Source organism: Bifidobacterium sp. UTCIF-39, from assembly GCF_006408715.1.
Lineage (GTDB): Bacteria > Actinomycetota > Actinomycetes > Actinomycetales > Bifidobacteriaceae > Galliscardovia > Galliscardovia tissieri.
The window spans coordinates 1-13,250 of the sequence record NZ_JEOG01000008.1; the positions used below are offsets into that span (position 1 = coordinate 1).

12 protein-coding genes are annotated in these 13,250 nt (G+C 59.6%); 11 read left to right on the plus strand and 1 reads right to left on the minus strand.

The window, feature by feature from the left end; all coding sequences use genetic code 11:
* Window positions 1-435 precede the first annotated feature (435 nt).
* Complete coding sequence (locus EP30_RS04930) at window positions 436-1,053, plus strand: M23 family metallopeptidase (protein ID WP_094664628.1); 618 nt, start codon at window positions 436-438, stop codon at window positions 1,051-1,053.
* A gap of 92 nt (window positions 1,054-1,145) precedes the next feature.
* Here the strand turns inward: EP30_RS04930 and EP30_RS04935 are convergent, their stop codons facing one another.
* Window positions 1,146-2,270: a GuaB3 family IMP dehydrogenase-related protein gene (locus tag EP30_RS04935; RefSeq protein WP_094664626.1), complete on the minus strand. Its 1,125-nt coding sequence runs from the start codon at window positions 2,268-2,270 to the stop codon at window positions 1,146-1,148.
* A gap of 149 nt (window positions 2,271-2,419) precedes the next feature.
* Between EP30_RS04935 and EP30_RS04940 the strand changes: the two genes are divergently transcribed.
* The 10 genes from EP30_RS04940 (at window position 2,420) to EP30_RS04985 (ending at window position 13,217) form a co-directional block, all read left to right on the plus strand.
* Complete coding sequence (locus tag EP30_RS04940; protein WP_140556676.1) at window positions 2,420-3,634, plus strand: NADP-dependent isocitrate dehydrogenase; 1,215 nt, start codon at window positions 2,420-2,422, stop codon at window positions 3,632-3,634.
* A gap of 185 nt (window positions 3,635-3,819) precedes the next feature.
* Window positions 3,820-5,340: a substrate-binding domain-containing protein gene (locus EP30_RS04945; protein ID WP_158216884.1), complete on the plus strand. Its 1,521-nt coding sequence runs from the start codon at window positions 3,820-3,822 to the stop codon at window positions 5,338-5,340.
* Window positions 5,341-5,566: 226 nt separating this feature from the next.
* A complete protein-coding gene (locus EP30_RS04950; RefSeq protein ID WP_094664620.1) occupies window positions 5,567-6,067 on the plus strand; it encodes a hypothetical protein in 501 nt (166 codons plus the stop codon).
* Window positions 6,068-6,143: 76 nt separating this feature from the next.
* Window positions 6,144-8,210: a long-chain fatty acid--CoA ligase gene (locus EP30_RS04955; RefSeq protein ID WP_094664618.1), complete on the plus strand. Its 2,067-nt coding sequence runs from the start codon at window positions 6,144-6,146 to the stop codon at window positions 8,208-8,210.
* A 3-nt stretch (window positions 8,211-8,213) separates the two neighbouring features.
* A complete protein-coding gene (locus EP30_RS04960) occupies window positions 8,214-8,693 on the plus strand; it encodes a peptide deformylase (RefSeq protein ID WP_094664616.1) in 480 nt (159 codons plus the stop codon).
* Window positions 8,694-8,899: 206 nt separating this feature from the next.
* The gene (gene rpsB / locus EP30_RS04965) at window positions 8,900-9,724 is read left to right on the plus strand and encodes a 30S ribosomal protein S2 (protein ID WP_094664614.1); all 825 of its coding nucleotides are present in this window, start codon (window positions 8,900-8,902) and stop codon (window positions 9,722-9,724) included.
* A 99-nt stretch (window positions 9,725-9,823) separates the two neighbouring features.
* Window positions 9,824-10,675, plus strand: coding sequence for a translation elongation factor Ts (gene tsf, locus EP30_RS04970; RefSeq protein ID WP_094664612.1), 852 nt, complete (start codon window positions 9,824-9,826; stop codon window positions 10,673-10,675).
* A 156-nt stretch (window positions 10,676-10,831) separates the two neighbouring features.
* Window positions 10,832-11,596, plus strand: coding sequence for a UMP kinase (gene pyrH / locus EP30_RS04975; protein WP_094664610.1), 765 nt, complete (start codon window positions 10,832-10,834; stop codon window positions 11,594-11,596).
* A 61-nt stretch (window positions 11,597-11,657) separates the two neighbouring features.
* On the plus strand, window positions 11,658-12,212 hold the full coding sequence (gene frr / locus EP30_RS04980; RefSeq protein ID WP_094664608.1) for a ribosome recycling factor: 555 nt from the start codon (window positions 11,658-11,660) through the stop codon (window positions 12,210-12,212).
* Between the two features lie 21 nt (window positions 12,213-12,233).
* On the plus strand, window positions 12,234-13,217 hold the full coding sequence (locus tag EP30_RS04985; RefSeq protein WP_140556679.1) for a phosphatidate cytidylyltransferase: 984 nt from the start codon (window positions 12,234-12,236) through the stop codon (window positions 13,215-13,217).
* The last annotated feature ends 33 nt before the right edge of the window (window positions 13,218-13,250 follow it).

A 13,250-nucleotide genomic window follows, 5' to 3' on the forward strand; every position in this document is an offset into this window, starting at 1 on the left:
CATTCTTGGAAGGGGTTCCTGACGGCATGACCGTCAGGAACCCCTTTGCATACCCGGACAACACCCCCAAATTCTGTCCTATAACCCTATAACCCATAATGGGACTTACTGTGCTCGGACTTTCCATTTGCGTTTTCCCGTTTTACCGGTGATATAGGCATCCGTCTTGCCATACCTCAGACTGGTCCGTAGCAGTTGAGTAAGCTGAGTCCTCTTGTGCGTTTTCGTTTTTGCGTTCCCTTCGGCGCATTGGCGCGGCTAGCAGCTACACATTCAGATATGAAGATCCGTTCTTTATTCATGGTTTCAGCATTGGGTGTGCGTCTGTCTGCAAATCGGAGGAGGGGACATTCGACCACATTGTCCGGCTGATCTGTACTTTTCATCACCGATTCGGTTGCCTTGAATGACACGTCCATTTCAAGGAGGACCACAATGAACAGGGATGATGAGCGTCGTAGGATGTTGCGCCGGCTGATCTGGGGAGCGCATCGCGAGCGCCAGCGACGACGAAGAAACCTGACCACGGGGCTACTGTTGGTTCTCATGGTGTCCATGGGGTTTATCGCGTTTCCGTATACCGAGGTGCAAGCCACGCAAGTCATGTCAGGTTGCGGCTTGGGGTTTGTCTGGCCGATCGAGTCAAAATCATCTCCCATGATCGTGCGAGACTTTGATAATCCAGCGCAGCCATGGCTGCCCGGCCATCGTGGCGTGGACCTTCAGGTATCGTATGGCGTCGTTGTGGTAGCCCCTTCAGACGGAACCCTTGTCTTTGCCGGACAGGTGGGGGGAAAGAATGTGCTGACTATCGATCATGGGAACGGTCTCTCAACCACGTACGAGCCTGCGACGACAACATTGCCCGTTGGCACGGCACTACGCAGGGGAGAGCAGTTCGGCAAAGTCGACGGCCATTCCGATCATTGCGATGGTCAATGCCTTCATTGGGGATTGCGGGAGGGAAAACAACGATATCGGAATCCGGAGCATGCGGTCAGGCAGCAACGAATCGCACTGAAACCGGTCGATGACGCCTCAGCCATTCAATGAACTGATGCTGCACAAACACAAACGTGGTCGCATGCCCCAGAGCATGCAACCACGTCATATATGCAGTTGGTGATTATACGGAATCAGCTGTTTCAGATCTGCTCGTAGGGAGTGACCACCACGCCACAGCGCTGGAATTCCTTCACATCGATGTAGCCGGTATACGCCATAGCTCGACGAAGCGCACCGATGTAGTTCATCGAGCCGTCGGTACGGTTACTCGGTCCGAACAGAATCTGATCCATGTCGCCGACCGTGCCCACATGATAACGACGGCCACGAGGCAGTTCGGCATGCCGGGCCTCGGCCCCCCAGTGCTCTCCATGACCGGGAGCTTCGATGGCACGTGCTAGCGGCACGCCCAGCATGACCGCATCGGCACCCAGCGCGAAGGACTTGACGAAATTGCCGGAAGTGCCGGTACCGCCGTCGGCGATGACGTGCACGTAACGGCCACCGGACTCATCCATGTAGTCACGGCGCGCCGCAGCGACATCGGCAATCGCGGTGGCCATCGGGGCATGCATGCCAATCGTGGTACGCATGGTGGAAACGGCACCTCCGCCGATGCCCACGAGCACGCCGGCCGCTCCCGTCCTCATGAGGTGCAGAGCGGCCTGATAGGTAGCGGCACCACCGACGATCACCGGCACATCAAGCTCATAAATGAACTTCTTCAGATTCAGCGGCTCATGCGTGCGAGAGACATGTTCGGCAGACACCGAGGTGCCGCGAATCACAAACAGATCGACGCCAGCTTCGATCACTGTGGAATAGAATTCCTGAGTGCGTTGCGGTGTCAACGCGCCCGCGACGGTGACACCGGCCTCACGGATCTCATGCAGACGCTGCGTGATGAGATCCGCTCTGATCGGCGCAGTGTACAGCTGCTGCATGCGGGCGGTGCTCTCCTCGGCAGGAGCCTCAGCAATCTCCTTGAGCAGCGGTTCCGGATCATCGTAGCGGGTCCACAATCCCTCGAGATCAAGCACACCCAATCCGCCAAGCCGTCCAAGCTCGATGACGGTCCTGGGGCTCATCACGGAATCCATCGGAGCTCCGATGACTGGGATGTCGAACTCATAGGCGTCAACCTGCCAGGAGGTGGACACGTCCTCGGGGTCGCGGGTTCGACGGGAGGGGACAATGGCGACATCATCCAGCGAATAGCACATGCGGCCGGACTTGCCCAGGCCGATTTCAGTCTCTTGGGTCATGCAACCTAGGCTAATGCGGCGTAGCGACGGGAACATGCATATTCCGTGTTTTATGGACGTTTCTGACGGACGAAACATGAATCATGTATGAAAGACACTGTCATTGTGAGCAAATCAATGATCGTGCCTTAGCAAAAGGAGCAACGTTCATGGCGAAAATCAAAGTCAAAGGCAAGGTCGTCGAACTCGACGGCGACGAGATGACCCGAGTCATCTGGAAGGACATCAAGAACCGTCTGATCCTTCCTTATCTCGACGTTGATCTCGATTACTACGATCTTGGCATCGAGAACCGTGATGCCACCGATGATCAGGTGACCATCGATGCCGCCAAGGCCATTCAACGTGAGCACGTGGGAGTCAAGTGCGCCACCATCACCCCGGATGAGGCCCGCGTCAAGGAATTCGGCCTCAAGAAGATGTGGAAGTCGCCCAACGGCACGATCCGTAACATTCTCGGTGGCACCATCTTCCGCGAGCCGATCGTCATCTCCAACATCCCCCGTTTGGTTCCGGGCTGGACCAAGCCGATCGTCGTGGCCCGTCACGCATTCGGCGACCAGTACAAGGCCACTGATTTCCGCGTTCCCGGCGAAGGCCGACTGACCATTACCTTCACCCCCGCAGACGGCAGCGAACCAATCGAACACGTTGTGTTCGACTACCCCGGATCCGGTGTGGCACAGGTGCAGTACAACCTCGACGAATCCATCAGGGGATTCGCTCGCGCCTGCTTCAACTATGGCCTGCTGCGCCACTACCCGGTATATCTGAGCACGAAGAACACGATTCTGAAGGCCTACGACGGTCGTTTCAAGGACCTGTTCGCAGAGATCTACGAAACGGAATACAAGGCACGCTACGAGCAGGAGGGGCTGACCTACGAGCACCGTCTGATCGACGACATGGTGGCCAGTTCGCTGAAATGGCACGGTGGCTATGTATGGGCATGCAAGAACTATGACGGCGACGTGCAGTCCGACACCGTCGCCCAGGGCTTTGGCTCGCTCGGACTGATGACGTCCGTGCTGATGACCCCCGACGGCGAGACCGTCGAGGCAGAGGCCGCTCATGGCACGGTGACCCGCCACTATCGCCGTTGGCAGAAGGGGGAGAAAACCTCGACCAACCCGATCGCATCCATCTACGCGTGGACCGGTGGTCTCAAGCACCGCGCCAAGCTCGACGGTACGCCGGAAGTCGCGCATTTCGCGGAGACACTGGAACACGTCATCGTCTCCACCGTCGAATCCGGCCGCATGACCAAGGATCTGGCACTGCTCATCGGACCGGATCAGCCCTGGCTGGATACCGAAGGATTCATGGACGCTCTCGACGAGGAACTCGCCAAGGCGCTCGCCTGATCGTGGACGAAGTGCTCGTGACTGCCGCCATGAGCACTTCGATGGTGGTCCTCATAACAAGTGCCGACCGATGCTGTCATCGGCCGGCACTCGTTTTTTCCGCGTCGGTAAAATGCCCTAGAATGCCCATAGTCGGCTTTGACGGACACGGGATGCTCCCGAGCCTTACCGAAGGAAGTGATGTTGTGCGCGGAAGGAACGATTGGGGCGCGAAGATTATTGCGCTGCTGACCGGAACGATGATGATATGGTCGCTTTCGGCCTGTGGGCAGCAGCAGGCTCCCAGTCCGGCACCATCCCCCACGCAGTCGTCGTCCTCCTCGACCGTTGACACGGGGCAGGTCGCGGTTTTCCTGCCCGATGACGGGATCACCCTTTCGCAGAGCACTCCGCTGAACAAGTGGACCAAGCTGAATTCCGCTCTGGAAAATGCATTGACCGACGATGGTTTCGCCGACAAGGATGTCACGTCCGTCAAGTCCAAGAACATTGATGACCAGACCAAGTCCATCAATGACTACATCGATCGACACGGTGATGATGCCCGTCCGTCCACGATCATCATCGCGCCGGTCGCGCAGCCTGATGACATCACACGGCAGTATGGGGATTACGTCTCACAGTCGCTGCCTACGGAGGCGGACGCCTCCTCCGGCAACCCCGACGACATCGATCAGGCTGGACGGGCGGCGAATCTGTCCGCCGCCCTCACCAAGGCGAAGGATGCGGGAATCCACGTGATCATGGTGGCCAACACCATCGAAGGATATGCTCCCGACGCCTACGTCAGCATGTCGAGCATTCGGGAGATCGCTCATACCCAGGCCACACTGCTCTCCGACAAGCTTGAACTGTCCAAGGCGACTGCCGACAATCCGAGGAGCATCGAGATCCTGCTTCCCTCCAACGGCGACGACACGGCCGATCAGGAGGCCTTCGCCGGCATATGGGAGGTACTTGGTCCCTACTTCAAGTCCGGTGCCGCGATCAGCCCATCCGGATTCCTCACCACGGAAAGCGATGAAAACAGTTGGAGCCGGGTGACCTTCTCCGGCACCGATAAGGACTCCGCCAGGTCGGTGCTGACCGAGCGTCTGAAATCGGACTCCGAAAATGCGCATGTGCCCATTGATGGCGTTCTCGCCATGAACGATCTTGTCGCGTCGGGGGTATTGTCCGCGCTTTCGGATCTTGGCTATGAGGGTACTTCGGCCGACATCAATCCGAAGATCACCATCGGCGGGATCGTCGATAACATTGCTGGGAACAAGGATCTCAAAAAGAACAAGGTTCCCGAGCCGCAGAAGATGTCGGGATCGCAGCAGAGCGTCGATGGTGGCTCCGGGGACGGTTCCGGGACCTCGTCCGATGGGCAGCGGCAGCCGGTCGACGATCCGGCCTGGCCGATCGTGACCGGGTATGGCACGTACCTTTCGAACCTGTCCTCGGTGGTCAATGGCCAGCAGTGGAGTACCGGTCTGGAGCGTCGCGATGATTACGCCAAGGCCATAGCCATGGCGAGCGCCGCGTTGAATACCGGCGAGAAGCTCGGTGATGTCAAGGATCTGCCCTTGTCCGGCAATACCGAGATGAACGGTGTTGATGTCTCCACCATTCATCTGTCATTGCAGAATGTTTCGGCGGGCAATCTCAAGAGCGCACTGATCGATCCGGGGTATATCAGTGCGGCGGATGCCGGACTCTGATCATTGCTGAACATCATGTTGTTCTGTGATTGGCGCCGGTGCTGATCGCCGTCGAATAATTGCTGGAAATGTGATCTTGCAGACAGAATCCAGTAATATCTCAGGATTTGTCCACATTTTATGAAGTGTGAGTTGACCAGAAGGTGGGGAAGGGGGCATCCTATGCATGACGGGAGACGTTGCGGGTAGTTCGCTCGTAGCAGGGTCGTCCCAGGAAAGAAGAGAGATGAAGGATAAGAATCCGGATTCAGCGTCGAATCGCATGCCGAACTTCAATGAGGAAGGCATGGCAATATCGTTTGTCGTACCGAACTTCTATGGCGAGAACGCAGAAGGCGGTGTGCGCATGCGTGTCAGTCGTCTCGTGCCTAGGGACATCAGTGTTCAGGAGAGTATGGATCTTGCCGTCAAGGCATGCCGGTTGGCCTGCCTGGGGGCTGATGTCATCCGTGGGCGTCTTCCTGGGCGCATGCTGGAACGGTTCGTGTCGAACAACAGTCTTGACCGCATTCTGTATCTGTCCCAGCTGATGCAGTCCGATTCCAATGAGGGGCCGCTGCATCGGCACATGCCGTCGGTTCCCGCCTATTTGTTCGGGACGGTGGTCAATCGTGACTGCTTCGACGCATGTGTGGGGTTGTCGGTCGGATATGACGACTATCAGGTGAGTCTGGTGTTGCGCCGCAAAGGCGGACGTTGGGTGTGCACGACGTTGGATTTCGGCTGACCGATTCCGGATTTCCGCCGGTCCCCCTGTTGTGGCATGTTCCGAAGCTGACGGCGGTAAAGCTATGATGGTGCCTATGCTGCGTGAATATTCGGTGGATGTCATTCGTCCCACCACGGAAAAGGATACGATCTATTCGCTGCTCGCCAACAGGGTCGAACGTGATCCCGACGATCTCATCGCCCAGTGGCAGGATGAGTCACGACAGTGGCGTGACGTCAAGGCGGGGGAGATGCTGGACTCGGTCCGCGGGGTGGCGAAGGGGCTTATGGGCCTTGGCGTCCGTCCGGGGGACCGCATCGTGATCTATTCCCCTACGTGCTACCAGTGGGGTGTTGTTGATTTCGCGTGTGCGTCCATCGGCGTGGTGAGCGTGCCGATCTATGAGACCGACTCCGCCAAACAGGCCGAGAACATCATCGAGGACGTCGAGCCCCGTCTTGCGTTCGCCGGCGATCACGATCACGCGCAGACGCTTGAGCTGATTCGCAAGGATCACAATTCGCTGGAGTACGTGTTCAACTTCAAGGCCGATGGCATCGCCGCGATCTCCGACTTCGGCAGGTCGGTGACCGATGACGAACTGGATGATGCGATCTCCCACGTGAAGGCCGACGATCTCGCCACGATCGTCTACACGTCGGGTTCGACGGGCAAGCCGAAGGGCGCCATGCTGTCACACCGCAACTTCACCCATACCGTGCTCAACGGATATGAGGTGCTGAACGACATGCTCTACCAGCCCAGCAGGCTGCTGCTGTTCCTTCCTCTTGCGCACTGTTTCGCACGATACATCCAGTATGTGGCGATCGGATCGCACGGTGTGGTCGGCTACATTCCGGGAGCCAAGCACCTGCTGGCGGATCTGCGAGGCTTCAAGCCCACGTATCTTCTTGGTGTACCGCGAGTCTTCGAGAAGGTGTACAACGCCGCTTCGCAGAAGGCCGGCACCGGGATGAGCGGTCGAATCTTCGCCAAGGCCGTCAGCCACTTCGTCCAGTGGTCGAAGCAGGAGCAGGAGAACGGACGTCATTCGATCATCGACCGGATCCTGCACGCTTTCTATATGAAGACCGTGGGCTCTTCGATCCGTTCCGCACTCGGGCCGAACCTCAAGTATCTGGCCTGCGGTGGAGCGCCGCTGAATACGGATCTGGCCCACTTCTTCAACGGATTCGATGGCATCACCTTCATTCAGGGCTACGGCATGACCGAAACGGCGGCTCCGTGCATGGTGAACTTCCAGGACGCGAATGAGATCGGTTCAGTCGGTCTTCCCGGATGCATGGAGGTGAAGCTGGCGGATGATGACGAGCTGATGATCCGCGGCGCCAGCGTGTTTCTGGGATACTACAAGCAGCCCGAGCTCACTGCCGAGGTGCTGGAACCCGACGGCTGGCTGCACACGGGGGATCTTGCGCGCATCGATGATCGGGGATTCACCTTCATCACCGGACGCAAGAAGGACATCATCATCACCGCCGGCGGCAAAAACGTCTCCCCGGCGCCATTGGAGGACACTATCGCCACGTGTCCGATCGTCTCGCATGCCGTCGTGATCGGAGATGGCCGACCGTTCATCTCCGCGTTGATCGCACTGGACCCGGATATGCTGGCATCCTGGATGGCGGCACAGGGCCTTGACGAGACCATGACGCCGGAGCAGATCGCCGACAGCGACGCGGTGAGGGCCTTTATCCAGCAGTATGTGGACCAGGCGAACGCCACCGTGTCCCGCGCGGAGTCCGTCCGCAAGTTCGCGATCCTCGACCATGATTTCAATCAGGAGGAGGGCACCCTCACCCCCAGCATGAAGGTTGTTCGCCCCGCGGTGCTGAAGCGGTACGCCGATGTCATCGACAAGGTGCTGTATGCGCCCAAGGCGGGGGCGAAGACCGCTCAGCCCACGGCGTCGGCCCAGTTCCTTGAAAAGGTTCAGGAGACCGCCATTCCCCGCATCAAGGAGGCGGGAGAACGCCTGGAGCCGATGATTGATCAGGCGAAGAGCGTGGGTGATTCCCTAAATGCCGTGTCACGACGGCTCAAGACTCTCGACGAGGATCAGGAGAAGGACCCGAGGGCGGGGGAGTCCGGTACTCTAGATGGCGACAATGCCGAGAAGACCAACGATAAGGAGCAATGACCAGTGGCTATCAGGCAGATCAGAGTGGTCCCCGATCCGATTCTCCGCACTCCGTGCGACGAGATCACGACGATCACTCCGGCGATTGAACGACTCGTGACGGATCTGCTGGAGACCGTGAACGATCCCGGGCGTGCGGGGCTGTCCGCCAACCAGATCGGTGTGGGACTGCGCGCGTTCTCGTACAACATCGAAGGAACGATCGGGTACGTGCTCAATCCGGTACTGGAGGAGACCAGCGGCGAACAGTATGGCGACGAGGGTTGCCTATCGGTTCCCGGCCTGTGGTACAAGACCCGTCGCGCCGACTATGCCCGTGTGACCGGCATCGATCTGGAAGGCAAGAGGGTGGTGCTGGAAGGCAAGGGGCTCATGGGGCGCATGCTGCAGCATGAGTGCGATCACCTTGACGGGCATGTGTACCTTGACCGTCTGGAGAAGGAGGAGCGGCGCGAGGCGTTGCGCCTCATGCGCTCCAGATGACACGCGGCGTGTCTCATGATAAAGTCTTGCCTTGCGTGCCAATTCGGCGTGTCCATGTAGTCGCAGACATGGATCACCCAATCATTATTCCCTAACCGGCACGTGAATACGCGCCATGCCGGCGACGGCCTGTGTCGGTCGGCTTCCTCGAGGAAGTTGCACGCAGGCGCGCATGGCCAGGAAAGAACCGACAAGAAAGGTATATCATGGCACAGATCACCATGAGCCAGATGCTCAAGGCTGGCGTTCACTTCGGACACCAGACCCGCCGTTGGAACCCCAAGATGAAGCAGTACATCCTGATGGAGCGCAACGGCATCCACATCATCGATCTGTTCAAGTCCCTCGACCTGATCGACAAGGCCTACGACTTCATCAAGCAGACCGTCGCCCACAACGGCACCGTTCTGTTCGTCGGCACCAAGAAGCAGGCCGCCGAGGCGATCAGCGCCCAGGCCACCCGCGTCAACATGCCGTACGTCTCCGAGCGTTGGCTCGGTGGTATGCTCACCAACTTCCAGACCGTGAGCACCCGCGTCGCCCGCATGAAGGAGCTCGAGGAAATGGACTTCTCCGATGTCCACTCCTCCGGTCTGACCAAGAAGGAGCTGCTGCTCCTCGAGCGTGAAAAGGACAAGCTGGTCAAGCAGCTTGGCGGTATCCGCAACATGAACCGCACTCCTTCGGCCCTGTTCGTGGTCGACATCAACAAGGAGTCCCTGGCCGTCGAGGAAGCGCACAAGCTGCACATCCCCGTGGTCGCTCTGGTCGACACCAACACCGACCCCGATCTGGTGGACTACCCGATCCCGGCGAACGATGACGCCATCCGCGCCGTCGAGCTGCTCACCTCCCTGATGGCCGACGCCGTGGCCGATGGTCTGCTGGAGCGTTCCGGCAAGGCCGCAGCCAAGGCTGACGGCAAGGCCGACGCCCAGCCGATGGCCGAGTGGGAGACCGAGCTGCTAAAGAAGGACGGTGCCGCCGAGGCGCCCGCCGCCGAAGCCGCCGAGGAATCCAAGGCCGAGTGACCTGACGTTCAGCCGTCCGCCGAAAAGGGGACGGCTGATGTCTATGATGGTAACGGTCGTGACAACACGGCCGCCTATGTACTGAGGAGACAACAAGCTATGGCAAAGATCACCGCCGCTCTCATCAAGCAGGTTCGTGAAGACACCGGTGCCGGCATGATGGACGTCAAGAAGGCCCTTACCGAGGCCGAAGGCGACGTCGCTCGCGCCAAGGAAATCATCCGCGCCAAGGGCATTCAGGCCGCCGGCAAGCGTGAAGGCCGCAAGGCTCAGGAAGGCACCATCGCCTCCACCGTGGTCGACTCCGCCAACGGTCAGGTCGGTTACGCCGTCGAGCTCAACTCCGAGACCGATTTCGTGGCCAAGACCCCGAAGTTCGTGGAGTTCGCCGATGGCATTCTTGCCGACGTCGTGAAGGCTAACGCCGACAACGTCGAGGCCGTTCTGGCCGCTCCCGCCGAGGATGGCACCGTCAAGGAAGCCATCGAGGAGGCCGCCGCCCTGTTCGGCGAGCACGTCAAGCTCGGTCAGTTCGCCAAGCTCGAAGGCCCGCACGTGGAGATCTACGCCCACAAGAAGTCCGCCGAGATGCCGCCGAGCATCGTGGCCATGATCGCCACCGACGAGGCCGGTGCCTCCGTGGCTCACGAGGCCGCTCTGCAGATCTCCGCCATGGGCGCCCAGTGGCTGACCCGTGAGGACGTTCCGGCCGACATCGTCGAGTCCGAGCGCCGCGTCGCCACCGAGAAGTCCCTGGCCGAGGGCAAGCCCGAGAAGATCGTCCCCAAGATCGTCGAGGGCCGTCTCAACGCCTTCTTCAAGGAGAACGTGCTGCTGGAGCAGCAGTTCGTCAAGGATCCTTCCAAGACCGTCGGCGACCTGTTCAAGCAGGTTGGCGGCAAGGCTCTGGCCTTCGCCCGCGTCGAGGTCGGCAAGGGCGAGGAGGCCTGATCCTCCCGTTCTCGGCATCGTGTCGTGATCGGCACCGCCGGTAGCAGCAAAGGCGATCCCGTGTATGCGGGATCGCCTTTTTCAGTGTCGATCCCGGTGATGTCAGCGTTCGCGGTTACGATTAAATACGGTTTTTGCACAGACGAAAGGTGTGGTATGTCTGACAACTGTTCCCATGGTGCGCATAGCGGCGACCAGAACGGACGTAGGGTCCTGCTCAAACTTTCCGGAGAGGCGTTCGGCGGAGGTCGCGTCGGTATCGATCCTCAGGTGGTCCGTCGCATCGCCTCCGAGATCGCGGAGGCCGTCCGCCGGAATGTCCAGGTCGCGATTGTCGTGGGCGGTGGTAACTTCTTCCGTGGCGCCCAGCTGCAGCAGGCCGGCATCGACCGTTCTCGAGGTGATTACATGGGCATGCTCGGCACGGTGATGAACTGTCTCGCATTGCAGGATTTCCTCGAGCAGGAAGGTCAGGCCACTCGAGTTCAGTCCGCGATTCACATGACTCAGGTCGCCGAGCCCTATATTCCTCTGAAGGCCATTCGCCATCTTGAAAAGGGTCGTGTGGTGATCTTCGGTGCCGGTGCCGGCATGCCGTATTTCTCCACCGACACCGTGTCCATTCAGCGTGCGTTGGAGATCCATTGCGATGAGGTGCTGATGGGCAAGAACGGCGTGGATGGCGTGTACACCGCGGATCCTCACAAGGATCCCGAGGCCAAGATGTTCACCAGCCTCAGCTACAATCGCGCGCTTGTGGACAACCTCGCCGTGATGGACGCGTCGGCGCTGTCCATGGCGAGGGACAATGCGATGAAGATCCGCGTGTTCGGGCTTGAGGGCGTCGGCAACGTCACTGCGGCGCTCAGCGGTCAGCCGCTGGGAACCCTGGTGGGCACGGACGATTCCGAGACGAAGTAGTCCGGCACCCAGAGAAGATTTCAATTGTACGCCGCTGGCGTACCGTCATTAAGGAGACAATATGGCAACCATCGTCGATCAGGCGACCACGCAGATGGGCAGGACGGTCGAGTCCACCAAGGAGAACTTCGCGGGCATCCGCACCGGCCGTGCCAATCCGGCGCTGCTCAATGGCATCGTGGTGGACTATTACGGCGCTCCGACTCCGCTCAAGCAGATGGCGACCATCGGCGTTCCCGAGCCCCGCACCCTCGCCATCACCCCGTTCGACGTGTCGCAGGCGTCCGCCGTCGAGAAGGCGTTGCGCGACTCCGATCTTGGTGTGAACCCGAACCGTGACGGCAACGTGATCCGAGTCACCCTTCCCGAACTGACCGAGGACCGTCGCAAGGAGTACGTCAAGCTTGCCAAGGGCAAGGCCGAGGACGGCAAGGTCGCCATTCGCAACATCCGCCGCAAGGCCAAGGAATCCATCGAGGCCGCTGTCAAGGATGGCGACATGGGCGAGGACGAGGGCAACCGTCTGCAGAAGGATCTCGACAAGGCGACCAAGAAGGTCACGGACGAGATCGATGCGCTGTTCGCCGCCAAGGAGAAGGAAATCCTTGAGGTCTGATCGGACTACACCATCGCTGCAATGAGCACATCCAAACGTAAGGAGGAGGCCGAGGAGGCCATCGACTCCATCAACAAGCGAACCGGCAGGAACATGCCGCAGGCCATAGGTACGGGGGCGCTGCTTGTCGTACTGATACTGGCCAGCCTGTTGATCAACGTCGATGTCTTCGTCGGCCTCGTCGTCGTCTTTATGATTCTGGCCCTGTGGGAGCTTCGCGTCGACTTCGCGACGGTGGGCATCCGCATTCCGGTGTTGACGCTGTGGCTGGCATCCGCCGTGACCTTGGTCTCCACGTACGCATTCCCGAATCATATCGCCGCGATGTCGGCAACGGTTTCGGTCGCTCTGGTCGTTGTGGCGCTGACCGCCTCGACACGATTGAGCATGGTGGGGCAGCGCGTGTCCATGGCGGTGGCGTCGAAACTGTCGAGCTCGGATGCGCAGATGCGTGAGTTCTCGTCATTCAACGTCGACCCCGCATCCCATCGGGTATCTCGTCTGACGAACGTCAGCGTATCGTTGTTCACCATGATGTACGTGCCGTTTCTGGCGTGCTTCATCATACTGCCGCTGACGGGGGAGCATCCGGTGGCCCATGCGTTCTTCCTGGTGTTCGTCCCGTCGCTGGGCGACATCGGAGGACTCGTGTTCGGCGCCTGGATGGGCAAGCACAAGCTGTCCCCGCGCATCTCCCCGAAGAAGTCGGTGGAGGGTCTGCTGGGATCCATCCTGTTCTGCTTCCTTGGTTCGCTGGTGATCTTCCTGGCCACGTACGATCATGCGATCTGGTCGAGCCGATGGTGGGTGCCCCTCCTGCTGGGCGTACTGGTCGGCATGGTGGGTACGTTCGGTGATCTGTGCGCGTCCATGCTCAAGCGTGATCTGGGCATCAAGGACATGGGGCATCTGCTCAAGGGCCATGGCGGCGTGCTCGACCGCGTCGATTCCATTCTCATGGCCGCCCCGTTCATCTGCATCACGCTGGCCGCGACCGGCCTGTGACCTGTGATAGGATGGCCGATCTGGAAACCGCAT

Bases quoted from the DNA above. Each gene is read 5' to 3' on its own strand.
- pyrH (WP_094664610.1), top strand. From the start codon at position 10,832: ATGTCTGACAACTGTTCCCATGGTGCGCATAGCGGCGACCAGAACGGA.
- EP30_RS04940 (WP_140556676.1), top strand. From the start codon at position 2,420: ATGGCGAAAATCAAAGTCAAAGGCAAGGTCGTCGAACTCGACGGCGAC.
- EP30_RS04950 (WP_094664620.1), top strand. From the start codon at position 5,567: ATGAAGGATAAGAATCCGGATTCAGCGTCGAATCGCATGCCGAACTTC.
- tsf (WP_094664612.1), top strand. From the start codon at position 9,824: ATGGCAAAGATCACCGCCGCTCTCATCAAGCAGGTTCGTGAAGACACC.
- EP30_RS04985 (WP_140556679.1), top strand. From the start codon at position 12,234: ATGAGCACATCCAAACGTAAGGAGGAGGCCGAGGAGGCCATCGACTCC.
- frr (WP_094664608.1), top strand. From the start codon at position 11,658: ATGGCAACCATCGTCGATCAGGCGACCACGCAGATGGGCAGGACGGTC.
- EP30_RS04930 (WP_094664628.1), top strand. From the start codon at position 436: ATGAACAGGGATGATGAGCGTCGTAGGATGTTGCGCCGGCTGATCTGG.
- EP30_RS04955 (WP_094664618.1), top strand. From the start codon at position 6,144: ATGCTGCGTGAATATTCGGTGGATGTCATTCGTCCCACCACGGAAAAG.
- EP30_RS04935 (WP_094664626.1), bottom strand. From the start codon at position 2,270: ATGACCCAAGAGACTGAAATCGGCCTGGGCAAGTCCGGCCGCATGTGC.
- rpsB (WP_094664614.1), top strand. From the start codon at position 8,900: ATGGCACAGATCACCATGAGCCAGATGCTCAAGGCTGGCGTTCACTTC.